The organism is Pseudomonas sp. GNP014, from assembly GCF_054344005.1.
The window spans coordinates 1,164,573-1,186,805 of sequence record NZ_JBTGUS010000001.1; the positions used below are offsets into that span (position 1 = coordinate 1,164,573).

A 22,233-nucleotide genomic window follows, 5' to 3' on the forward strand; every position below is an offset into this window, starting at 1 on the left:
CCGGAGCAAGGCTGCCCCATGGATTATTTTGGACCGCACATTTTCGGTTATCTCATCGCTCTGATACATACCCTCGGTTTGATTGCCGCCGTACATGCGGTGCTCACCGTGCGTACGGCCCAAGGCTCGATCGCCTGGGCATTGTCGCTGATCTTCATCCCCTACCTGACGCTGATTCCCTACCTGGTCTTCGGTCGCAGCACTTTCGATGGTTACATCAAGGCGCGACGCCAGGCCAACGAACAGATGCGTCAGGCGATTTCCGAGCTGAACTGGCGGCCGTGGGTCGAAGAAGCACTGGCCGCTCGCGCCTCGAACGCCTATACCTCATTGCGCGCCATGCCCAAACTGGGACGCATGCCGTGTCTGGCGAACAACGAGGTGCAGTTGTTGGTGAACGGCACGGCCACCTTCGACGCAATCTTCCAGGCCATCGAACACGCGAAGGAAGCCGTGCTGATCCAGTTCTTCATCATCCACGATGATCGCCTCGGTCAGCGCCTGCGCGATCTGCTGTTGAAGAAAACCGCCGACGGCGTGGCGATTCATTTGCTCTACGACCGCATCGGCAGCCACGCCCTGCCCCACAGCTATGTGCAGGCATTGCGCGACGGCGGCGTCGAGGTCGAGGCGTTTGCCACCCGCAGTGGCTGGCTCAACCGCTTTCAGGTCAACTTCCGCAACCACCGCAAAATCGTGGTGGTCGATGGTGTAGTCGGTTTTGTCGGCGGACATAACGTCGGCGATGAATACATGGGAGAGAAGCCACCGCTGGCACCGTGGCGCGACACCCATGTGAAAGTACGCGGTCCGGTGGTGGCGTGCATGCAGGAATCCTTTGCCGAAGACTGGTTCTGGGCCGCACGGGCCTTGCCGCCGCTGATTTTGCCGGATGAATACCCGGACGATGGCGTGCTCTGCCAATTGCTGGCCAGCGGCCCGGCAGATGCCTACGAAACCTGTTCGCTGTTTTTCGTCGAAGCCATTCACGCCGCGACAGAGCGAGTGTGGATCACCAGCCCCTATTTCATTCCTGACGAAGCGGTATTTGCCGCGTTACGCCTGGCAGTATTACGCGGCGTCGATGTGCGCTTGTTACTGCCATCGCGGCCCGATCACCGGATCGTCTACGCGGCGTCCAGCCTTTACGCCTTTGAGGCGGTACGCGCCGGTGTGCGGGTATTTCGTTATGAACCCGGATTCCTGCATCAAAAAGTGGTGCTGATCGACAGCGAGATCAGTGCGATCGGCAGCGCCAACCTGGACAACCGCTCATTCCGGCTGAATTTCGAAGTGATGTTGCTGACCGTCGATAGCGACTTCGCCGCCAGTGTGGAACACATGCTCAATCAGGATTTCGAGCAATCCTATGAGGTCGCCAAAGAAGAAAGCCGGGAGATCCACCGCCTGCAACAGGTCGGCATGCGGATCGCCCGGCTCATTTCACCGATTCTTTGAGCCCTTTGCCCAAAGGCCAAGGGCGCACTGGCGTCATGGATTGTAGATATCTTCCCGTGTCCATGGCAGTTCATGGCTGCCATCCGGATGCGCCTTGACGGCTAAGATCTGGTGCAGATTGATCCAGCCGCGAGCGAACGCGTACGCACAACCGGCCAGGTACAGACGCCAGATGCGCAACGCTTGATCGGGCACCAGTTTCGCCGCCGCTTCGAGGTTGTCCTCCAGGCGCTCGCTCCAGTGATCCAGTGTGCGCGCGTAATGCAGGCGCAGACTTTCGACGTCGATGATCTCAAGCCCAGCCTCGCTGATCTCGGCCGAAATCATCGCCAGGTGCGGCAGCTCGCCGTTGGGAAACACGTACTTCTCGATGAAGTCCCCGGCACCGCGCCCCACCGGACGACCGTCCGTGTGCTTGGCGGTGATCCCGTGGTTCATCACCAGTCCACCCTCCTTCACCGCGCCAAACAGGGTCTTGCAATACTCGGCAAGATTGGCGTGACCGACGTGTTCGAACATGCCAACACTGACCACCTTGTCGAAGCGCCCGTCCTGCGGCAAATCACGGTAATCGAGCAACTGCAGTTCGACCCGGTCTTCCAGCCCTTCGGCTTTAACCCGTTCACGGGCCAATTCCAGTTGTTCCTTGCTCAGGGTGATGCCGAACACCTTGGCACCGAACTCCCGCGCGGCATAACGCGCCAGCCCTCCCCAACCGCAGCCGACATCCAGCAGATAGTCGCCCGGCTGCAAACGCAGCTTGCGGCACAGGTGACGGAACTTGGCTTGTTGCGCTTGCTCGAGGGTTTCACTGCCCGTTTCGAAATACGCGCAGGAATACGCCATGTCGCTGTCCAGCCAGAGCTGGTAGAACGCATTGGACAAGTCATAGTGGTAGGAAATGGATTTAGCGTCAGTCTCCTTGTCGTGCACGGAACGCACCGGCTGACTGTCTTCGTCTTCATCGAGCAACGCGCTGCTCAACTCATCGCAGACCCGGATGACCTCGCTGATCGAGCCTTCCAGTTCCAGTTTGCCCTCGATGAACGCCGCCCCCAGCGCGTCGAGACTTGGATGAGTAAACTGGCTGACCATCTGCGGGTCCTTGACCACAATGGTGACGCTGGGCGCCGGCCCCAGATTGATTTCATGGCCGTCCCAGAGCCGCAGACGAAGCGGTAACTGCAGATTCTGTAAGGCCGGTGGAAGTTGCGCGAGCATGGAAAATCCCCCTTGTTTCAGACGTCTGATCTGAGGGTAGACCATCCTGAAAAAATAGCAGGCTATCGAATTAATTAGCCGAAACTATGATTGCAGACGCTCCAGCAAGCCATCCTGTACCCACTGTTTCAACCAGGTGACGGCTTGAAGTGGCGCGCCCTCACCATAAGTGACTGCTGACTGTGCGCACAGTTCAGAGAAGCTCCAGTTCTCGTTCAGCACCCCGTTCAGCGCTTCGCCTTCGGCAGATGGCAGGCTGCGATAATGACTGACCAGACCCTTTCGCCAGATCAGGCAGATCTGAGGCGTCGCAAGGCTGACGCTGGCAGGGAAAGCGCTTTGCTCCTTCACCGCACGCCATTGCGCAAGGCTGTTGAACCGACACTCAAACCATTGCAATGAAGGGGTCGGTTTGAATCGCAGCTCAGGCCATTCTTCAGGTGCCAGCGTCGCCATTGTCTCGATGCTTGAAGGCGCGCCTGCGGGCGCATCAAAGGCCAGCGTAAAGGCCCACTCAAGCGCTGCCAATTCAGCCAACGGCGCACTCTGTGCCAGCACCAGATGTTCGCGGATGAACCCTTCGAAGCCTTTGCCCAGCCAGCGCAGGCTGTAATGTGTCGAAGGATGTTGGCGCAGGTAGGCGCTGGCCAGCAGGTCGAATTCCTCGTCGCCCAGCCAGTGCCAGATCGTCGGGAAGTCGCTGCGCAACACCTCAAGCAGTCGCGCTCGGTAAGCGTTGTGGTAAATCGCCAGACCGGTATCGACATCCAGCGTCGGGCCGCCGACAAGCGAGTCGACCAGTGCCGGATCGGCGACGGCCTCATCCAGCAGAAATGCTTCGAACGCCAACTGCCAGTCATTCAGGCGCATTGCGTGCTCCCCTGCAGGACCATTGCCGCCAATTCACGAGCCTTGCGCAATTCATCAAGCAGTTCGTCGAACGGCGGAAAGTGATCGTCGCGTTCCAGCAGGGTGGCCACCGGGCCGAGGTGTTGCAGCGTACGTTGATACAGCGCCCAGACCGGATCGCTGACCGGATGATCGTGGGTGTCGATCACATAGTCGCCATAATCGCTGTGTCCCGCAAGATGCAGCTGACGTATCTTGTCGGCCGGCAACTGCTGAATGAAGGTCCACGGATCAAAGCCGTGATTGCGCGAACTGACGTAGACATTGTTGACGTCCAGCAGCAATTCGCAGCCGCTCACCCGGCTCAGGGCGGCGAGAAATTCCCATTCGGTGAAATCATCGGAAGCGGCACGCACGTAACTGGAGACGTTCTCCAGTACCAGTGGACGCTGCAGAACGTCCTGCACCTGCGCGACGCGCCCGGCAATGTATTCCAGACTTTCTTCGGTGTACGGCAACGGCAACAGGTCATGCAGTTGATGGGCGTTGCCACGGCTCCAGCACAAATGGTCGGAGATCCACGCCGGTTTGACCCGTTCGGCCAGTTGTTTGAGGTGTATCAGGTAGTCGCGATCGAGGGCGTGCGGCCCGCCGATGGACAGGGAGACGCCATGCATGACCAGCGGATAACGCTCGGCGATGGCGTCCAGGTAGTACAGGGCCTTACCGCCCGGCACCATGAAATTTTCCGAGATCACTTCGAACCAGTCGACGTCAGGGGCCTGTTCGAGGATCTGTTGGTAATAGGCGCTGCGCAAGCCCAGGCCATAACCGAGACAGGGAAGAGAGGCGGACATGGGCGAACTCCTGTTGATAGTGGCCGCAGTGGCGTTAACCACTGCGGCGACACCTGGCGGTCAGGTTATTCGCCGACCTTGCCACCGGCCTTTTCGCACGCCGCCTGGGTCATGGCCTTGAAGCCCTGGCCCTTGCAGGAGCCCATGCCTTTGCAAGCGTGGTCTTTGGTTTTGCAGTCATTCTGGCCTTTGCAGGCATTCACACCGTAACAGTGAACGTTGGCATCGGCAGCCATCGCATTGGTCGCCACACCGGCAAACATTGTGGCAGCAGCCAGAGCGAGAGCGGCACCAGCAGCAGCGGTCTTGATAGTCATTTTTTTTATCCTCGGTCATTGTCAGGGGTTGTCGGCTGGAAGGTTGTTCAGTCCCGACATAGCACTAGAGAGGGCCTACCCTTGTGGCGTTACAGAGGCGGAAAAAAATAATTTCAGGCATCCTCCTTGAGCTTGAGCAGCGGCTCCTGAAAGCGCAACAAACGACCGGCATTGCCCAGCACCAGCAATGTGCTGAGGTTATGCAGCAGCGCGGCAATCATCGCTCCGGCGGCGCCCAGCCAGCCGAATGCAGCGAACACGACGATGGCCAGCGTCCAGCCCAGACCGATGATCACATTCACTTGCAGGGTTCGCCGGCACTGCCGACTCAGGCGCACGCAAGTCCCCAGTCGACGCAGGTCGCTGCCGATCAGCACAATATCCGCCGAGGCCAATGCGATATCGGCACCACCCGCCCCCATCGCAACGCCCACCACGCCCGCCTTGAGGGCCAGCGAATCGTTGATACCGTCGCCAACCACCATCGGCCGGAAACCGTTGTCGATCTCCTTGAGCACGCAATTGAGTTTGTCTTCGGGCAACGCCTGCGCTTCAACCTCGTGCAGGCCCACCTCCCTGGCCAGGGCGTGGGCGACGCTTTGCCGGTCACCCGTCAACAACAGTTGCCGGCCCAGACCCAAGTCGCGCAATTCACCGAGGGCAAAGCGCGCTTCCGGTTTGACGCTATCGGCCAGCAGCAACCAGGCGAGGAATTCACCGTTCAAGGCCAGGCCCGCGATCGGGCCATCGTGCTCGGGAATGGCCGTGGTGGTGATGCCCAGTTGAGCAAACAACTCCGGACGGCCGAGTGCCGCTTCGCCCTGCGCGGTCATCGCCACCACACCGAGGCCCTGGCGTTCGTGGATATCCGTCAGCGTCAGGCATTCTTCCTGGCTGACCAGCCCGGCGAGCGCGCGACTGACCGGATGACTGCTCGCCGCGCCGAGGCTTGCGGCCAACGCCATAACGATGGATGCGTCGGCACGCGGCTTGTCGATCGACTGCAAGCGCAACGTGCCGTATGTCAGCGTGCCGGTCTTGTCGACCACCAGCGACGTCAGATCGGCCAACTCTTCGAGGAACGCCGAACTGCGGATCAGAATCCCGTGGCGTGCCGCCACCGCCACACCGGCAATCGCTGTGGCCGGCGCCGACAACACCAGGGCACAGGGACACGCCGCCACCAGCACCGCGAGCATCGCTTGCGCGTTGTGCGTGATGAACCAGGTCACCGCTGCCAACAACAACACCAGCACCATGTAGCTGCCGGCATAACGCTCCAGCAAACGGGTGATCGGGGGTTTCGAACGCTCGGCGTTTTGCATCAGCGCGATGACTTTGCCGAGGGTCGATTCACCGCCGGTGCGCGTCACTTCGATGCGCAGCAGACCGTCGAGGTTGATCGCACCACCAAACACCGTCATGCCGACGCCCGCTTCTACCGGCACCGACTCACCGGTAATCGACGCTGTGTCGAGACTGGCCTGGCCGGACAACACCCGCCCGTCTGCCGGTACACGGTCACCGGCACGCACTTCGACCGTGTCACCGGATGTGAGCGAGCCGTTGTCGACTTCGATGATCGTACCGTCGGCCTGAACCTTGCGGGCATGGCTGCGGGTCAACTGGCCAAGCGCATGAATCGCTTCCTGGGAACCGATGACACTGCGCTCCTCCAACACATGACCGAAGATCATGATGATCGGCAGCAACGCTGCGGTCAGCAGATCACCGGTCGCCCAGGCGCCGAGCATCGCCAGGGCAATCAACTGATCGGTGATGCCGTGCAGACTCGGGTAACGCAGGCTGAACCACGCCGAGCGCATCACCGGCACGGCAACCAATAAAGAAGCGAAACCGAGCAGCAACTGGCTGACGCCGGTTTGCTCAGGGCTCACCCAGCGCCAGATCAAACCGAGGCCGAGCAGCCCCAAGGCGAGCATTGCCAAGGTCAATTGCCGCGCGGCGCGGCGTTGTTCAGCCGAGGACAACAGGCTCGGTGCAGCGGTAGTCGCGGTCATTTTGCGGCTCCCTGAATGATCAGACGGGAATCGTCCTTCGGATCGACCGTGGTCACGGATCCAGCCTGACCGAGAATTTTCGGCATGCGTTCGCGATACAGACGCAACAGCATCTGCGGGTCAGTGCCCTGCTGTTGGGCTTTGGCCAGACTCGATACGGTGGCGGTATCGGCGGAGGCTTTGGCGAGTCGCTCGCCGGCTTGAGCGTGTGCAACTTGCAGCGCGCGGTCGGCCTGCTCATTGGCCGCCTGAGTGAGTTTTTCCGCATCAGTACGTGCATTCGCCACAGCTTTGTCGGCCTGCTGACTGGCGGTCAACACCGCATTGAAGGCACTGACCGCCGGATCGGGCAGACTCGATTGCACATCGACCCGCGCCACCTCGATACCGATGCCCTGCCCACCCGCCTTAAGCTCGGCCAGGCGTTTGTTGATGCCTTGCACCAGATCGCCGCGCAGTCGTTCGCGACGTTCGGCGGCCTGGTTGTCGGCGCCGATCAACTCCGGACGAGCGACCAGAATGGTGTCCAGATCCCGTGCGGCGGTGAGTGCCACGGCACTGCGCGTGACCAGGCGATCCAGTGCCGGAAGCACATGTTCGCCCTGAAGCACGAAGTCATAGGGGTCGGTGACCTTATAAAAAACCCGCACATCCAGTTGCACGACACCAGCATCACCGGTCAACAGGTATCCGGATCCGGCGAGCGCATCACTGATCGGCACCGCAAACGAGGCGACTCGATCTGCCTTCACCGCCTCAGCGCTGCGCAGCAGGTTGCCAATCCGGCGCTCGATCACCCGGTCCGCTGCCGGCAGCAAAACCACTTGTTCAAATGGCTGCGGCCAGGCCAACAACAGACCGGCATTCTGAATGCGATCCAGCGCACCGAAATGCAAAACCACCGCGCGATTCTGCGGATCGATCTGCCGCACATTGGAAAATGCCCAGGCCAGGGCGGCCAGCAATGTCACCGCATACAGGGCGAAAAACGCCAAGCGCCCTGCCTGAATCCACGGACTGTTCAGCGCATGTGTTCCACGTGGAACTTCTTCACTCATGGCTGCGATCCGGATTTGCTGTCGACGCTGGGCGGGCCGTCAACCAATACGCGGAAGGGGGCGGCGTCGGTGCGCAGAATCAGTTTGGTGTCCGGTGAAACAATGGTGCCAAGGGTGTCCAGCGAGCGCAGCAAGTTATACAGCTGCGGCGACCCGGCATAGGCGCGGCCATAAATCTGTGCAGCTTCAACCCGCGATTGCGCTTCAATATCAGCGGCTTTTACCGTGGCGTCCGCCTGCACAATGCGCGCATCGCGCTCGGCCGCAGAACGGATTTGCGCCGCTTCGCGTTTGCCGATCGCCGTGCGTTCAGTGGCAATGGTTTCACGCTCGGCGCGCATGCGATCCACCGTGGCGGTAAGCGTCACCGACGGCAATGTCAAGCGCTCGATGCCCACCTGCACCACGCGCACACCATAAGTGGCGAGCAATTGCTGATCGATCTGCTGACGCAGTTGCGCCTCGAAATCAGCGATATGCACCTGACTGGCGTCGGTGTTGACCAGGTTCGCCAGATCAAAACTGCTGGCGGTGGTTTCCAGCGCCGAGCCCACGAACGTGCGAATCTGCCGCGCCGCTTCATCCGGCTGGTTCTGCACAGCGCGCATGAAACGTTGCACATTGTCCGGATCGCCCTGCACCTGCCACGCCACGTAAGCCTGAACGATGATGCGCAAACCGTCGCGCGTGCCGACATCCTGCAAACCGCTGGAGGTGGTGCGCAGCCGCAGGTCCACCGGGATCGCCGCTTCAAACGGCGCCGGCCAACGCCAGCTCAAACCCGGATCGAGCAGCACACGCGACGGATTGCCGAACCGGGTGATGACCGTGGCCTCGCCCGAGCGCACTTGCACCAGACTCGCCGCCGCGATGGCAAACGCCACCAGCAATGCCGCCCAAGCCATGCGTCGCCAGGGGAACGGCCCCGCCTCTTCCGGTGCACCGTGATGGTGATGGCCATGATGATGGTGATGCCCGCCGTGGCCGTGATCGTGGCCGCCGTGGTCATGGTGATCGTGAGTGTGCGACTGGCTCAATGGGCAACTCCTGGTTGAGCGGTGGTGCGCGCGGGCGATGGATCAGCCGGCAGCGTAAACGTACGCAAGTCGATGGTCGGCGCATTGCTGCTGCCACCCAGACGATGGTCGAGCACCAGCAATTTGGCTTTGCTCAAGCCTTGGCTGAGCTGACTGAGGTATTGCTCCAGAACGAACGCCTGGCCGGCGCTGGCGTAGGCTTTTTGCTCGGCAGTGAATTTCAGGTCTGCGGCCTGCGCCGAAGCATTGATTTCGCGCGCATTGGCGCTGGCCTGGTCGCGGGCGAGGCTGGCCTGCAACTGCGCCTGATTACTCGCTTCAGCCGCCGCTCCCCGCTCACGGGCGATTAACGCCTGCGCACCAATCTGCGCTGCTTGCACGCTGTGATACGCGTTGGCCGCACCGGCCGGCGGATGAATGGCTTCAACCACCGTGGCAAGAATCTCCACCCCGCTGTCGAGCTTTTGCAGATCGTTTTGCACCGCGCGACCAATCTGGTCGCCCAGCCCTACCCGATCGGTACCGAGCAAACCGTCGAGCGTGCGCGAAGCGAAATCGTGCACCAGAATCCGGCTGGCCGTGCTGCGGATCAACGTCGGGACATCGGCACTGTTATAGGTCGCCGCCAATGCCGCCTGGTCACTCAGGCCAATGCGATAGACAAACCGCACGTCCATGTTGACGATCTGGAAGCTCTGCTGCTCGCCGCGGCTGCTGGCAATCACCTGAGACTTGTCGTTGACGTGACTGGCGTCCCACAGACGATTAGCCGTCATGGGGGCCGGGCCTTCGGCAGGATCGGGCTGAACCGGCGCCGGGTTTTCGCCGACGCTGGTCGCCAGTTCGTGGACGACGCCGTTTTCCACGTTCAGCACCCGTCCCAGCGGCCACGGCAAACCAACGTGCAAACCGGGAGCGAACACCTGCACCGGTTTGCCGAAACGCTCGTAGATCCCACGACCTTGCAACGGAATTTCATGAATGCCAGTCAGCAGCCAGCCGAGTCCCACAACCAGCGCCAGCACAGGCAGAAATGCGCGGCGCATGTAGCTGAATGCCCAGATCTGGCGCAGATCGATGCCGAAACGGTTGTGCAACTCGTGCTGCAACGCGAGTAACGGTTGCGGCGGCCAACGCAGCAGATCGGCGCTAAAAGTGCGCGCCAGCAGGCTCGGCTCGAGTTGCTCGCGACGAGGACTGAATAATGACAATACGGCGCGCAATAACAGCTCGATCGCGACCAGTCCCGGCAAGATTCCAGTCAGTACGGCTACGCGAACCGGCCACACGGCGCTCTCGCTGGCGAACAGTAAACACAGTGCGCCCAGCACCAGAGTGATAATCACCACCCGCGTCAGTTGCGCCAGCGCGCCCGCTTCTGGCCATTGCGCCGGACTCTCTTGTGCCAGGTGCCGCTCCAGTACCAGCAAGGCGAAGGCCAGCAACAACGCCATCACCGCGCCAACGGTGGCAGACAAACCCACCGCCGCAGCCGGTAGCGCGAGGTTCCACGCCTGCTCGATGCCAAGCAACACCAGCATCGCCCAGCCACCCAGCCACAACGTCGCCGCACCGATCTGGCCAAGCCAATGCAGACTGCGCTGACTCAAGCGTTCCAACAGCTGCTCGTACCATCCCTGCGCAGCAGACGGTTCTTCCATTGTTGGAGGATTCGACGCCAGAGGCGTCATCACCCGCTCACGCCATCGCGCCACCCACCACGCCGATTGCAAACCAGCGACCAGCACCAGCAACGCCGCACTCTGGTTGACCAACAGCGGTAGCCACAACGACTGCGGCGCGAACAACCCGACAAAAAACGCCAGCACCCACCCGGCCCCGGCCAAGCCGCCAAGGCCGATGGCCCAGCGCCGTAATCGCCGACCTTGCATCGCCGCCTGCTGAAAGCGCGGCAATCCGGTCACTGGCGTGCCTTCAACTTCCAGATCGACTTGCATAACACCCCGAAATCATTGGTTCACTGCGCATATCGTTACGATATAACGATAATCGTGAAATATTCGTACACAATTACATTTATCTAAAGATTTCCAACCTGTCGCTTGCCTGAAGCCTTGACCGAAATGTCCATAAACGCACATATTACGTTCGTAATTTTCTTCGCCGACTACTTTTAGCATCCGCATCCATCAAGCAGGAGCAAGCGCATGAGCAACTATGACGTAGTGATTCTGGGCGGCGGCCCCGGTGGTTATAACGCGGCGATCCGCGCTGGCCAGTTGGGTCTCAAAGCCGCTTGCGTCGAAGGTCGCGCGACCTTGGGCGGCACCTGCCTGAATGTCGGCTGCATGCCTTCCAAAGCGCTGCTGCATGCCTCGGAGCTGTATGACACAGCGATGGGTGCGGAATTCGCCAACCTCGGCATCGAGGTCAGACCCACGCTGAATCTGGCGCAGATGATGAAGCAGAAAGACGAAAGCGTGAGCGGCCTGACCAAAGGCATCGAGTTCCTCTTTCGCAAAAACAAGGTCGACTGGATCAAGGGCTGGGGCCATATCGACGGCCCGGGCAAAGTCAGCGTAACCAACGATCAGGGCAGCAAGGTCGAACTGACCGCCAAGGACATCATCATCGCCACCGGCTCCGAGCCCACTCCCCTGCCCGGCGTGGAGATCGACAACCAACGCATTCTGGATTCCACCGGCGCCCTGTCGCTGAGCGAAGTACCCAACCATCTGGTGGTGATCGGCGCCGGGGTCATCGGCCTCGAACTGGCGTCGGTGTGGCGGCGTCTGGGCGCGCAGGTCACCGTGGTCGAATACCTCGATCGCATCTGCCCCGGAGTCGATGCCGAGGCCGGCAAAACCCTGCAGCGTTCGCTGAGCAAACAAGGGATCGCCTTCAAGTTGAGTTCGAAAGTCACCAGCGCTACCTCGTCAGCCAGCGGTGTGCAACTCAGCGTTGAGCCTGCGACCGGCGGCAGCGCTGAGTTGCTGGAAGCCGACTACGTGCTGGTGGCCATCGGGCGTCGTCCGTACACCCAGGGCCTGGGTCTGGAAAACGTGGGGCTGAGCACCGATAAGCGCGGCATGCTCGCCAACAGACAACACCGCACCGAAGCGCCCGGCGTGTGGGTGATCGGCGACGTCACGTCGGGGCCGATGCTTGCGCACAAGGCCGAAGATGAAGCGATGGCCTGCGTCGAGCAGATCCACGGCAAGGCCGGCGAGGTCAACTACGACCTGATCCCCAACGTGATCTACACCAAGCCGGAACTGGCCAGCGTCGGCAAGACTGAAGAGCAGCTCAAGGCCGAAGGTCGCGCTTACAAAGTCGGCAAGTTTCCGTTTACCGCCAACAGCCGGGCGAAGATCAACCACGAGACTGAAGGCTTTGCCAAAGTCCTCGCTGACGAACGCACGGACGAAATTCTCGGGGTGCATCTGGTCGGCCCGAGCGTGAGCGAAATGATCGGCGAATTCTGTGTGGCAATGGAGTTCAGCGCTTCGGCGCAGGACATTGCGCTGACGTGTCATCCGCACCCGACGCGCTCCGAAGCGTTGCGCCAGGCAGCGATGAATGTCGAGGGGATGGCGACGCAGATGTAATCAAGGCAGAGAAACCGTTATCGCCGGCAGGCTGGCTCCCACCTTTGACCGCGTTCCAATGTGGGAGCGAGCAGGCTGGCGATGAAGGCCGGCCTTAATCCGGAAGATGCCCCAACGGCAACGCCCCCGGCGTCTTCACCGTGTGAATCGCAAAGTTGCTGCGAATGTCGCTCACCCCCGGCAACTTCAACAGACACCCGCTGAGAAAGCGGTCATACGCGCGCAGATCCGGCACCACCACCTGCAAGAGAAAATCCGATTCACCGGAAACGAGAAACGCGGAAATCACTTCCGGTAACGCGGTGACCGCTTCATAAAAAGCCTCGGCCTGTGCGTCGTTGTGCCGCTCGACCTTGACCCCGACAAACACCGTCAGACCCAGCCCCACTTCATCGCGATCCAGATTGGCCTGGTAACCGCGAATCACGCCGGCCTCCTCCAGCATCCGCACCCGACGCAGACAAGGCGATGCCGACAGGCCGATTTCGTCGGCCAGCTCGACGTTGCTCAGGCGTCCGTTACGTTGCAGGGCGGCGAGAATCTTGCGGTCAAAGGCGTCCAGTTTCATATTTGGCAGATTCCGAGAGTAAAGCCGCTGAAAACCAGCAGGTTATGCCAAACCTGCAGGCTTTTGAAGCGGACTTCGCAAGCACCTGCCCCGCCCTTGCGCTCTAGACTTGGCTCACCGAATTGACAACGAAAGGGGTGTGAGGTGGCGAGTCTCTGGCTGTTTTTTCTGGCTTTGGCGGTGGTCTATCTGCTGCCCGGCCCGGACATGATCCTGCTGCTGCAAACCGGTGCCCGGCAGGGTCGCGGTGCGGCACTGGCGACGGCGACAGGCCTGGCAATTGCCCGCGGTTGTCACGTGGCACTGGCGGCGTTGGGGCTGGCAGCGCTGTTCAAGGCCGCGCCGTGGACATTCGAAGTGGTACGGCTGGCCGGCGCGGCGTATCTGCTGTGGATCGGTATCCAGTGCCTGCGCAGCACCCTGGTGCCGAACCTGAATGCCGGCGACGTTGCCGGCATGCCCGGGCAATGGCGTGAAGCGATCCGGCGCGGTGTGCTGACCAACCTGCTCAACCCGAAAGCGTTGTTGTTCTGCTCGGTGCTGTTGCCGCAATTCATCGTCGCCGAAGGCGCGCCGGTGCTGACCCAATTCGCCGTGCTCGGCGCCCTGCTGGTCGGCATCGGCCTGCTGTTCGACAGTGCATATGCCCTGACCGGCGCCGCCCTGGGCCGCTGGCTGCAACACAGCCCGACGGCGCAACGCGTTCAACAGTGGCTGTTCGGCAGCCTGTTGATCGGCTTCGCGGTGCGCCTGACGTTTGTGCAACAGGCTTAGACGTCGGGCGTCTTGCGACGGCGACGGCTGATCAACAACAACGCGGCGGCGCTGCCCAGCCCGAGGACACCGATCACTGGCCATTTGTAGGGTCGCAGCGTTGTGCGCACAGCATCGGTGACCTGGGTGACGTAACGTTTGTCGGCGTTTTCGAAATCCGGATACGGGCACTGATGGCCAAAATCCACCGCCCAGGGCACGTACGGACCTTCCTTCACGTAGCGCTGATATAACGCGCTCTGCTCTTCCAGGCTGCTGTTCCAGCCTGCGGCCGAGCACAACACGGCGGCAAACGCCTGACTGGTGTGCGGCAGGTTGTCGGCGGCGCGACTGGCCAGCGCGGTGGCGACAAACCGGTAGTGATAACGCTGATCCGGTTGCGCTTCGCTGGCCTTCTGGCGCTGCACTTCGGCTTCGGACACCAGCGGGCCGACGTTCAGCTCGACGGATTCCAGGCTGTAATTGCCCCCGAACGTGGCGTAGTCCGGCGCCATCTCGTATCCGAGGATGTCCATGCCCCACTCACGGGCGGTCCACGCCGCGTTGTACAACGCACTGGCGCGTTTGGTCGGCCACCACGCGGCATCGGCCTTCAGCCGTTGCTCACCGTAGAGACGGGCCTTGTTCTGCAGATCGGGGTTGTCGAAATAAGCCACCGCATCGGCGTAATGCCCTTCACGCAACAAGCGTCGGCCAAGCAGATTGCGCAGGCTGGCGGCGACCGGCAGCGGCACGTAGTTGTCGCGTTCCTGCTGGGTTCGCGCCGCTGGGGCCGGCACGTTTTCATCCACGTACCGCTTTAATTCTTCCACCGTCAGCACACGTTCGGCCACGGTCGCAGCGTCAAACCAATAGGTGCTGTTGCTGCGATACAACTGCACGAAGGCTTGCAGGTATTCACCACGCTGCAAGGCGAGAATCGCGCTTTCGCCCTCGACCCGGCATTTCGGCTGAACGGTTTCAAACGCCCAGTCTGGCGTGCGTCGATAGCCCCAGTCTTCGGTCTGCGGGAAGGCTTGCGCGGCTTTCGCATAAGCGGCGGCAGCGCCAGTCTTATCGCCGTCACGCACCGCCAGTTTGGCCCGTAACCACCACGCCAGACCGCCGTCCCCGGCATTTTCAAGAAAGGCCTTGGCGCTGGCGTAATCGCCCTGTTGATAACTCATCGCTGCCAGCCGATCAGCATTTTCCAGGCTGCCTCGGGTACTGTCCTGCAGCAGCTTCACGAGTTTTTTCTCATTCGGCGGTTCATCGCCAAACGACCAGCCAAGACGGCTGACCAGAGAAGCCGTGACCAATTGCTGCACGGCTTTGCGCTGGAGCAAATCCGCCAGTTCAGCCTCGGGCAGCTCGGCCAGCTCATTCATCAATTGCTTCAGAGAGGTATACCCGACGGCCGAGCCGTGCAGGTTTTGCGCTTCATACAGTTCGATCGCGCCACTCCAGTCGCCGGCGGTGCGCAACACGCGCGCCTCTTCGCCGAGGCTGGCGACCCCCAGTTCCAGCGGGTCGCTGAAGCCGTCGATGCTCAGTTGCCGGGCCTGGCGGAAGGCATCGCGCGATTGTTCCAGCGCCTCTGGCGCATCCCCCGCCTCGGTGCTCATGGCAAACCAGGTACGGCCCAACGAGTACGCAGCCCAGGTGCTGCGCAACGGACGTTGATCGGCCGGCAGCGCCAGCAGCTTGTTGAAGTACTCGACCGCCAATGGATGATTGCCCGTGGCAAATGCCACGGCGCCAGCCACATACAAACGGATTTCCGGCGGCAGACTGGCGCCCTGCGCCTCGGCCTGACGCGCATCACTCAAACCACGCAACTGTTTGACCAGCGCTTGTTGTTCGGCGCTCAGACCGGCCTGCTCGGCGGTCTCCCGCGCCGCAGCAGCTGCGCTCTCATCGCCGTACAGATCATCGGGATTACGCGTCGCGGCCGTGGCGTTTTTCAGCCCGGCGATGGTTTTGCCGAGGCGGCTGATCTCGAAGTTGAAGTTGCCCTCCGGCAGATCGGCCAGGGTCTGCCCGCGATTGTCGAGCAGACGCAGCGGGAAGTCCGGGCCGCAGGCCAACGCCGAACCCAGCGGCAGGCTGAGACTCAGGCAGAGCAAATGGCGGGGCCAGTTACGGGTCAACATGCGAACCTCCTTGATCAATATGTGCGCAACGAGCCCAACCGATGGCGCGTTGTGCGCCTGCCGGCAATCGGCCGTCGCGCAGGCGGGTGAAGGTAAGCAGATCCGGGCTTTGTTGCAATGCATAACCGGCCAGCGCATCGGCGCCTTCGCAATCCCGCGCTTTCACCGTGATACGCGCGGGCCAGGCGCTGTCGAGGTTACCGGGGTTATCGAGTGTGAAGTCGTAGAGTCCGTCGGTTTCGCTGAGCGTCAGGCCCAACTGACTGTTCAAGGCATCGCCTCGGGCAACGGCGCGCAACGTGGTCAGACTCCAGGCACGGCGGTCGTTGGCCAGCGGCAGGCGAAACCAGATCAGCCCGGCCAGATGGGCCGGAGGATCCTCACGCAATGTGTTGCCCAGTTGGCTCAGTTGCCGCGGATCGGCAAGCAGCTCCTGACGCTGACCTCCGCGCTCGAGCGGCACCTCGCTCTCCACCAGCGGCGCACCGCCCTCATCCGGCAGCAATGCCACGCCGTAGGCTGGGAGTGCCAGATAGAACGGTTTATCGGTGATCCGCGCCCAGGCCCTGGCCCATTGCAGCGCCTGATCGGGATCAAACAGACCGCGTCGCGGATCGCTCACTGCGTGCACTTGCAGCACACTGCTGTCGACGGTTTGCAGCAGCGTCGCCAATTGCCCGCTGTCGAGCCAGGCAGGCAGCGCAGTGATGCTCAATGGCAGAGAGGGCGGCAACGCAGCGCGCAGATGCTTGAGGAATTGCGCGTACGCCGGCAGCCGTGCGTTGCCGGCATCGTGATCGACCTCGATGCCGCTCAGGGTCAGGCCTTGTGCCTGCCAGTCAGCAATGACCTGGAGAATCTGTGCCGTGACCTGCGCCTGGTCCAGCGACTTGAGTTGTCCGTCGAGACGCATGACCGCGATCAATGGCCGACCATCGCGCTTCAACACCTGCGGATCGATACGCGCCCGGCTCCATCCTGCATCCGGAAAAGCCTGCAAGGCCAGCACGCGCAAGGTCGAGAAGTCCGCACGGCTGTCGCGCAATGCAGGGTCATGGGCCGACGTCCACTGGCGTTGCCAGACGTAGAGCTGCTGATCGAGCGGCAATGAGGCCTGCGGCTTGCACCCGGCGAACAGTAATACAGCGACCGCTAATGTCAGCTGACGAACAAAAAACAGCATGCCGTGAACAATCCTGTGGCGAGGGAGCAAGTTCCCTCGCCAAAAATACAACCCGATGTTACCGCCACCTTAATCAGGCAACAGGCTTGCGGGCAATGATGACCTGACTTTTCGCCACCACCGCATCCAGCGCTTGCTTGATCTGCAAACCGCGCGGCGAGTCCAGTACGGCTTGCCAGGTATTGGCCCAGTGATTGAGCAGCGGATGATCCGGATCGCTCAAATCGACCTTGGCTTCCCAGAACAGCAGCATCCACAGCGACCAGTAAAAACCGTACTGGCTGTGGCTGATGATTTCCAGCCCGGCCTCGTTGACCATCGCCTTGAACTGATCTTCGCTGATGACGCGTATGTGGTTGGGTTTCTGGAAGTACTCAGGCGCGGCGATGTCCTTTTGCAGGTCTTCGGAACTGGGGTGCGGCACACTCAACAGGTACAACGCGCCCGGTTTGCCGACGCGCACCAGCTCAGCGAGGAACTGTGCAGGGTCGTCGACGTGTTCGATGACTTCGGTGGACACCACGCGCGTGGCAGTGGCGTCGGCAATCGGCAGCGGGTTGCAGTCGGTCACGTGGCACTCGATGTCGCGCGCCGGAGTGTCGCTCAGGCGCTGACGGGTGGCTTCGACCTTGGCGCCATCAATGTCGGCAATGATGATCTTCGCCCCGCGCATGCCGCAGAAATGCACGTTGCCGCCATCGCCGCAGCCGACATCGAGCACGGTGTCATCGGCCGACACCACAAAGCCCTTGAACAGCTCGTCGGTCTGCTGGTTGAACCAGCCGCTGAGCACCGCATCGTGCAGGCCGAGCGCGTACGAGTCGGCCTTCGCGGCGGGCGCCGCGACAGGCTCTGCCGGGGCTGGAACAGGCGTCGTCGCCGTGAGTTTCTTCAACAGTCTCAGCATGAGGTGGCTCCAGAGGATAGGACGGCGGTTCGGCAAGTGCCGAGGCGTTCGCCCCGTGCAACGCCACGGTAATGCAGGGGCAGTTCGATAATGCGATCGTTGTGTTCACTGAGCATCCGCCAGGATTCCTGACGGTTGCGGCCACCTCGCAGCGCGCGAGTCGGACTACGGGCGGTGAGGTAGGCGCAACTGGCGCACGGCACCATGATGTCCAGCATTCGTTCAGCGCTCATCGGGCAACCCGGTATCCAGGGGTTTACGGGCAATGATCACCTGGCTCTTGGGCATGAACTGGTCGAGCACTTGCTTGACCGCGAGTCCGTCGGGTCGTTGCAGCAACTCATCCCAGGTTCGGGCCCAGCCTTCCATCAACGGTGGATACGGCGCATGAATACGATCGCGCACCGCGCCCCCCGGATCCTTGCCGGCAGCCTTTTCGCTGGCCCAGAAGAAAATCATGCCCATCACCCAGAAGAATCCGCTGGCCTGCCGATGCTCGATGACCAGCCCCGCGTCTTCGACCATTGCTGCAAAGCGCTCCGGGGTGAAGATGTGCACATGGTTCGGCGTCTGGTAGTAATTTTCGGGGGCGATGCCTTTTTGCAAATGCTCGCCAACCGGTGCCGGTACGCTGAGCAGATACAACGCACCGGGGCGCCCCATGCGCACCAGTTCGGCCATGAACGGCTCAGGCTCGTCGACGTGCTCCATCACTTCCAGGCACACCACTTTGCTCGCGCAGCCATCAACCAGAGGCAATGGCAGGCTATTACTGACCAGACCCAGACCGGGCCGGGAGCTCTGAGCTTCAACCTGACGGGCCAGATCACGCACTTTGTCGTGTTCGCTGTCAGTGAAAATCACCGAGGCACCCTTGCGTACCGCAAACAACGTCGCGCCGCCCTCGCCACAGCCTACGTCGAGCAAGGTGTCGTCCGGCGTAATGGCAAAGCCTTTGAGCAATTCGCCGCTGTCATTGAGAAACCAGCCATCGAGTACCGCGTCATGGAAGCCGACATCGCGCGGCGACCAGGTGAACAGCGGTGGCGGTTCAGTTGTCGGCTCAGCCACCGGCTCGGCAACAGGTTCAACCGAGGGCACCGATTGTGCGCCGAGCAAACGCCGAAGCAATCGGCGAATCATGCTCCGGTCGCCTCAATGGCCCGTTCGGCGTGCCGCTCGAACAGTTGCGCAAAAAATACCTGCAACCGCTGCTCCGCCACGGCCTGACTGCAAAAACCTCGCAAACTCTCCACCGCTTGCGCCGACATCAACGCATAGCGCTGTGGATCGTTTTTGGCCACCTCATAGCTGGCGCGGTACGCCGCACAAATCGAAGACCATTGGGTGGCATAGCGCAGGGTGCGGTACGCCGAGCGTGGATCGTGTGGCCAGGTGGTCAAATCCTCCGTTGCCGCAATCAGGAAAGCGTTATCGGCACTCAGATAGTCGATCATCGCCGTCGTGCACGGCGCCACTGCCGGTTTGCCGCAGGACATGAACTCCATCAGCGGCAGGCACTGGCCTTCACCGTAGGACGTGTTGACGACATAGCGGGTCGCCTGCACCAGACGCTCGTAATCCGCGTCTGCCAAGTAGCCATAGATCAGCACGATACGACAGCGATAAGACTGATTCTTGTACAAGTGATGAAGGATGTCGGTGAGGGCTTCTTCGGCATCGTGGTGGGTGAGCTTGAGCACCAGCGTCGCGTCTTCGTTGTCACGGAACGTCGCACAGAAGGCACTGATCATGTCTTCCCAGTTCTTGCGCCCGTCGCGGGGGTTGAACACCGAGGTGTACACCACGCCTTCAAGCAATAACGTCTGCTCGGTGACCGGCGCTCGAAAATCAATGCCCTTGCCGCGGCGCAGGCGCACCGGACCAAAAGCATTCAGATCGAGCTTGCGGCTGTCGACGACCAGTCCCTTGATTTTCAACCGCACGGCGTCGACGACAGGCTGCCCCTGCAACTGCACGCCCCGCGCGGCAAACCGATCCCAGACCGGTGCAGGCACGGCGACGATCGGGTAATCGGCGTCCATTGCTTCGCGCACGGCATTGACCGTGTAGCTGGAATGAGTGATCGCGGCGCCGCAGGCATTGAGCACGGTGCGCCAGTCGTTCAACGGATCACCGTTGAACGGTTCGTTGGGGATGGTGCTGAATTCCCAGGCGAACACCGGCAACGTCGGGCAGGCCAGATGCACCGGGGTGCGATGCGGGGGCGAGAACGACAGGAACACGCAGGGCTCGCCACGGGCATGGCAGTCCGCGTACAACGCATCGACTTCAGCGACCGGATCAGCAACCTCGACCACCCGTCCGAGGCGTTCCAGCACAGGCCGATACTCCTTGAGCACGAAGTAATAGCTGTATTCCGACCGGCCAAGGTTGCGGTTGATGGTGTGCTGGTTGGTTTCCGAATGGATGATGATCAGCATGAGGCGTTATCCGTAACCTGGGCAACGTTGCCGGCGTGTGACGCCAGCCCGAAAAAGTCTGCGACGCGTTCCTGCAAGGCGGGCACCGCGCAGTAGTTGCGCATGCGCTCGGCCGCCGCCAGTGCCATGTGCTGATAATCCTGCGGCTGCGTGGTGGCCATCCGGTAGCTGTTTTCGTAGGCCTTTTTCAGCGAGCCCCAGTCCGGTCGGTAACGTCGCGCACGATGCAGCCCACGCGGATCATGTGGCCAGATGCTCACTTCCAGACTGGAGCCGACCACGAACGCCACGGACTCGTCGATGTAGTCTTGCATTGCCGTGTGATCGGGCGCGATCACCGGTTTGCCGCAAGCCATGAACGACATCAGCGGCAGGCATACACCTTCGCAATGCGAGGCGTTGACGTAAAAACTCGCGGCCTGATAAAGCCGGGCATGTTCACGATCATCCAGATCGCCCACGATCAGCATCACTCGGCACGCATACGGTGCCAGTTGCGCCATCGGGGTTATCAAGTGCTCGTAGACATCCGTCAGATCGCTCTGGGTCAAGCGCATCACCAGTGTTGCGTCGGGCGTGTCGCGAAATGCCGCGCAAAAAGCGGTAAGGATCTGTATCCAGTTTTTGTGGCCGTCCGTAGGGCTGAACGCCGACACATAGACCACCCCGTCAATGTGGGTCTGGACCTCTACCGAGGTATCCGGCAGTTCCCGTGGTGCAGGAGCGACCACAGGCACCGGTATCGGGCCGGCGATAGTTGGCAAGCGTTTACCGAGCCAGTCATGCAGCCGCTCCGGCAGCAGATCGTGCAGTCCTTCCCAGTACCAGTTCTGCAGGAATCTCACCCGCGGCACCGGTGGCGTCTGCTCGTGGCCCAGATTCAGCAGCCACAGGCGCAAGAAATGCCGGGCAATCACATAGCGGCGCTTCAAGGTCAACGGCGGTGGGCGTGAAGCTTCCAGTCGGGCCTCGATTTCCGCCTGTTCCTCCGCAGTGAGCGGTTCCGGCAGCAGGTTATCCGGGTGCAGGTCCATGAGCCGAGAATCGAAGATGCAACCTTTGACCGTCAACGTGGTGCCGGCATTGACCGGTGTGCTCGCGTGCTCCTCGCGGATCGCCGCAAAGCTTTCCCACAGGGGGGCCGGCAACACCAGCACCGGGAACGCGTCGCCCATTGAGCGACGGATCGCGGCGGCCGCGTGGCTGGACAGGGTGATCACCCGCCCGTGTTTCGCCAGCATGCGCGTCCAGTCCTGCAGCGGATCGTTGTCCCACTGTTCGTCGGGGATCGAGTCGTACTCCCAGGCAACCACACAAACGGTCGGGCACTCGAGATCGAAGGGCGTTGTCTGCGGGGGGTGGAACGAGAGGCAAACGCTCTCCTGGCCAGCGCTGAGCAACTGTCGGTAGAGCGGATCGACCGCGGCGACAGAATGCACGATGTGAACGCGCCCAAGTGTTTCAAGCAGCGGACGATAGGCCTTCAGTAGCAGGTCACTGGAATCAGGCTGAGCCGGATTCTGGCTGATGGAACTGTCGTTGATATCCGAATAAAGAATGAAATTCATGGCGTTCCACGATGAAACTGCCATCCCGGCAGCCTCAAACTATGACGGCCAAACGTCGATCGGATCGGTGTCCGTCATACGCCTGCGGTCCCGTCTTGTTCTTGTTTTAGTGGTCAGTTTCAACTCTTTGCACGACTTGCCCAAAGGACCCGGGTAATCGTGACGAAGGGCATTCTAAACACATCCGTCGAGGGTTCGTGAACCATGCGCCGCGAATAAATCGGTCTACGCTATCGAGAACTGACCGGTCACGGTTTGCCCTGTTGAAAT

At 61.3% G+C, this 22,233-nt stretch carries 19 protein-coding genes; 3 read left to right on the forward strand and 16 right to left on the reverse strand.

Annotated elements, in window-relative coordinates; genetic code table 11:
* The first annotated feature begins 18 nt into the window (after window positions 1-18).
* The gene (cls, locus tag ACXX9E_RS05415; protein WP_186743824.1) at window positions 19-1,458 is read left to right on the forward strand and encodes a cardiolipin synthase; all 1,440 of its coding nucleotides are present in this window, start codon (window positions 19-21) and stop codon (window positions 1,456-1,458) included.
* A 33-nt stretch (window positions 1,459-1,491) separates the two neighbouring features.
* Here cls and cfaB read toward each other — a convergent pair whose 3' ends face one another.
* The 8 genes from cfaB to hflK (ACXX9E_RS05455) form a co-directional block, all read right to left on the reverse strand.
* A complete protein-coding gene (cfaB, locus tag ACXX9E_RS05420) occupies window positions 1,492-2,679 on the reverse strand; it encodes a C17 cyclopropane fatty acid synthase CfaB (RefSeq protein ID WP_458555128.1) in 1,188 nt (395 codons plus the stop codon).
* Window positions 2,680-2,763: 84 nt separating this feature from the next.
* A complete protein-coding gene (locus ACXX9E_RS05425) occupies window positions 2,764-3,549 on the reverse strand; it encodes an HvfC/BufC family peptide modification chaperone (RefSeq protein ID WP_458555129.1) in 786 nt (261 codons plus the stop codon).
* Window positions 3,540-4,385, reverse strand: a complete 846-nt coding sequence (gene bufB / locus ACXX9E_RS05430) for an MNIO family bufferin maturase (RefSeq protein ID WP_267795759.1) — start codon at window positions 4,383-4,385, stop codon at window positions 3,540-3,542. Before bufB ends, ACXX9E_RS05425 begins: the two co-directional genes overlap by 10 nt.
* A gap of 65 nt (window positions 4,386-4,450) precedes the next feature.
* A complete protein-coding gene (bufA2, locus tag ACXX9E_RS05435) occupies window positions 4,451-4,702 on the reverse strand; it encodes a BufA2 family periplasmic bufferin-type metallophore (protein WP_123470041.1) in 252 nt (83 codons plus the stop codon).
* A 113-nt stretch (window positions 4,703-4,815) separates the two neighbouring features.
* A complete protein-coding gene (locus ACXX9E_RS05440; RefSeq protein ID WP_422495648.1) occupies window positions 4,816-6,723 on the reverse strand; it encodes a heavy metal translocating P-type ATPase in 1,908 nt (635 codons plus the stop codon).
* Window positions 6,720-7,781 carry a protease modulator HflK gene (hflK, locus tag ACXX9E_RS05445; protein WP_186743815.1) on the reverse strand — a complete coding sequence of 354 codons (1,062 nt, stop codon included), beginning with the start codon at window positions 7,779-7,781 and terminating at the stop codon, window positions 6,720-6,722. Before hflK (ACXX9E_RS05445) ends, ACXX9E_RS05440 begins: the two co-directional genes overlap by 4 nt.
* The gene (gene hflC, locus ACXX9E_RS05450) at window positions 7,778-8,818 is read right to left on the reverse strand and encodes a protease modulator HflC (RefSeq protein ID WP_123470046.1); all 1,041 of its coding nucleotides are present in this window, start codon (window positions 8,816-8,818) and stop codon (window positions 7,778-7,780) included. Before hflC ends, hflK (ACXX9E_RS05445) begins: the two co-directional genes overlap by 4 nt.
* Window positions 8,815-10,776, reverse strand: coding sequence for a protease modulator HflK (hflK, locus tag ACXX9E_RS05455; protein WP_458555130.1), 1,962 nt, complete (start codon window positions 10,774-10,776; stop codon window positions 8,815-8,817). The genes hflC and hflK (ACXX9E_RS05455) overlap by 4 nt, the downstream gene beginning before the upstream one ends.
* A 210-nt stretch (window positions 10,777-10,986) precedes the next feature.
* Between hflK (ACXX9E_RS05455) and lpdA the strand changes: the two genes are divergently transcribed.
* Entirely contained in the window at window positions 10,987-12,387 is a 1,401-nt protein-coding gene (gene lpdA / locus ACXX9E_RS05460) for a dihydrolipoyl dehydrogenase (RefSeq protein WP_458555131.1), read from the forward strand.
* Between the two features lie 94 nt (window positions 12,388-12,481).
* Here the strand turns inward: lpdA and ACXX9E_RS05465 are convergent, their stop codons facing one another.
* Window positions 12,482-12,955, reverse strand: coding sequence for an Lrp/AsnC family transcriptional regulator (locus tag ACXX9E_RS05465; RefSeq protein WP_123470052.1), 474 nt, complete (start codon window positions 12,953-12,955; stop codon window positions 12,482-12,484).
* Between the two features lie 144 nt (window positions 12,956-13,099).
* On the opposite strand from ACXX9E_RS05465, the gene ACXX9E_RS05470 reads away from it, so the two are divergent.
* A complete protein-coding gene (locus ACXX9E_RS05470; protein WP_458555132.1) occupies window positions 13,100-13,729 on the forward strand; it encodes a LysE family translocator in 630 nt (209 codons plus the stop codon).
* On the opposite strand, the gene ACXX9E_RS05475 is transcribed toward ACXX9E_RS05470, so the two are convergent.
* The 7 genes from ACXX9E_RS05475 to ACXX9E_RS05505 form a co-directional block, all read right to left on the reverse strand.
* Window positions 13,726-15,861: a hypothetical protein gene (locus tag ACXX9E_RS05475; protein ID WP_128614097.1), complete on the reverse strand. Its 2,136-nt coding sequence runs from the start codon at window positions 15,859-15,861 to the stop codon at window positions 13,726-13,728. The two genes, ACXX9E_RS05470 and ACXX9E_RS05475, sit on opposite strands and share 4 nt — an antisense overlap.
* The gene (locus tag ACXX9E_RS05480) at window positions 15,848-17,044 is read right to left on the reverse strand and encodes a DUF3142 domain-containing protein (protein ID WP_458555133.1); all 1,197 of its coding nucleotides are present in this window, start codon (window positions 17,042-17,044) and stop codon (window positions 15,848-15,850) included. The genes ACXX9E_RS05475 and ACXX9E_RS05480 overlap by 14 nt, the downstream gene beginning before the upstream one ends.
* A gap of 73 nt (window positions 17,045-17,117) precedes the next feature.
* A complete protein-coding gene (locus ACXX9E_RS05485; protein WP_123470059.1) occupies window positions 17,118-17,951 on the reverse strand; it encodes a class I SAM-dependent methyltransferase in 834 nt (277 codons plus the stop codon).
* On the reverse strand, window positions 17,945-18,184 hold the full coding sequence (locus tag ACXX9E_RS05490; RefSeq protein ID WP_458555134.1) for a hypothetical protein: 240 nt from the start codon (window positions 18,182-18,184) through the stop codon (window positions 17,945-17,947). The genes ACXX9E_RS05485 and ACXX9E_RS05490 overlap by 7 nt, the downstream gene beginning before the upstream one ends.
* Window positions 18,174-19,094, reverse strand: a complete 921-nt coding sequence (locus tag ACXX9E_RS05495) for a class I SAM-dependent methyltransferase (RefSeq protein ID WP_429541586.1) — start codon at window positions 19,092-19,094, stop codon at window positions 18,174-18,176. Before ACXX9E_RS05495 ends, ACXX9E_RS05490 begins: the two co-directional genes overlap by 11 nt.
* Entirely contained in the window at window positions 19,091-20,395 is a 1,305-nt protein-coding gene (locus ACXX9E_RS05500) for a glycosyltransferase (RefSeq protein ID WP_458555135.1), read from the reverse strand. Before ACXX9E_RS05500 ends, ACXX9E_RS05495 begins: the two co-directional genes overlap by 4 nt.
* The gene (locus ACXX9E_RS05505; RefSeq protein WP_458555136.1) at window positions 20,389-21,963 is read right to left on the reverse strand and encodes a glycosyltransferase; all 1,575 of its coding nucleotides are present in this window, start codon (window positions 21,961-21,963) and stop codon (window positions 20,389-20,391) included. Before ACXX9E_RS05505 ends, ACXX9E_RS05500 begins: the two co-directional genes overlap by 7 nt.
* Window positions 21,964-22,233 lie beyond the last annotated feature (270 nt).

What these genes read in the sequence shown, in the direction of transcription:
- ACXX9E_RS05475 (WP_128614097.1), bottom strand. Translation starts at nt 15,861, where the DNA reads ATGTTGACCCGTAACTGGCCCCGCCATTTGCTCTGCCTGAGTCTCAGC.
- bufB (WP_267795759.1), bottom strand. Translation starts at nt 4,385, where the DNA reads ATGTCCGCCTCTCTTCCCTGTCTCGGTTATGGCCTGGGCTTGCGCAGC.
- ACXX9E_RS05490 (WP_458555134.1), bottom strand. Translation starts at nt 18,184, where the DNA reads ATGAGCGCTGAACGAATGCTGGACATCATGGTGCCGTGCGCCAGTTGC.
- ACXX9E_RS05505 (WP_458555136.1), bottom strand. Translation starts at nt 21,963, where the DNA reads ATGAATTTCATTCTTTATTCGGATATCAACGACAGTTCCATCAGCCAG.
- cls (WP_186743824.1), top strand. Translation starts at nt 19, where the DNA reads ATGGATTATTTTGGACCGCACATTTTCGGTTATCTCATCGCTCTGATA.
- ACXX9E_RS05425 (WP_458555129.1), bottom strand. Translation starts at nt 3,549, where the DNA reads ATGCGCCTGAATGACTGGCAGTTGGCGTTCGAAGCATTTCTGCTGGAT.
- ACXX9E_RS05485 (WP_123470059.1), bottom strand. Translation starts at nt 17,951, where the DNA reads ATGCTGAGACTGTTGAAGAAACTCACGGCGACGACGCCTGTTCCAGCC.
- ACXX9E_RS05480 (WP_458555133.1), bottom strand. Translation starts at nt 17,044, where the DNA reads ATGCTGTTTTTTGTTCGTCAGCTGACATTAGCGGTCGCTGTATTACTG.
- ACXX9E_RS05465 (WP_123470052.1), bottom strand. Translation starts at nt 12,955, where the DNA reads ATGAAACTGGACGCCTTTGACCGCAAGATTCTCGCCGCCCTGCAACGT.
- lpdA (WP_458555131.1), top strand. Translation starts at nt 10,987, where the DNA reads ATGAGCAACTATGACGTAGTGATTCTGGGCGGCGGCCCCGGTGGTTAT.
- bufA2 (WP_123470041.1), bottom strand. Translation starts at nt 4,702, where the DNA reads ATGACTATCAAGACCGCTGCTGCTGGTGCCGCTCTCGCTCTGGCTGCT.
- ACXX9E_RS05500 (WP_458555135.1), bottom strand. Translation starts at nt 20,395, where the DNA reads ATGCTGATCATCATCCATTCGGAAACCAACCAGCACACCATCAACCGC.
- hflK (WP_186743815.1), bottom strand. Translation starts at nt 7,781, where the DNA reads ATGAGTGAAGAAGTTCCACGTGGAACACATGCGCTGAACAGTCCGTGG.
- cfaB (WP_458555128.1), bottom strand. Translation starts at nt 2,679, where the DNA reads ATGCTCGCGCAACTTCCACCGGCCTTACAGAATCTGCAGTTACCGCTT.
- hflK (WP_458555130.1), bottom strand. Translation starts at nt 10,776, where the DNA reads ATGCAAGTCGATCTGGAAGTTGAAGGCACGCCAGTGACCGGATTGCCG.
- ACXX9E_RS05495 (WP_429541586.1), bottom strand. Translation starts at nt 19,094, where the DNA reads ATGATTCGCCGATTGCTTCGGCGTTTGCTCGGCGCACAATCGGTGCCC.
- ACXX9E_RS05440 (WP_422495648.1), bottom strand. Translation starts at nt 6,723, where the DNA reads ATGACCGCGACTACCGCTGCACCGAGCCTGTTGTCCTCGGCTGAACAA.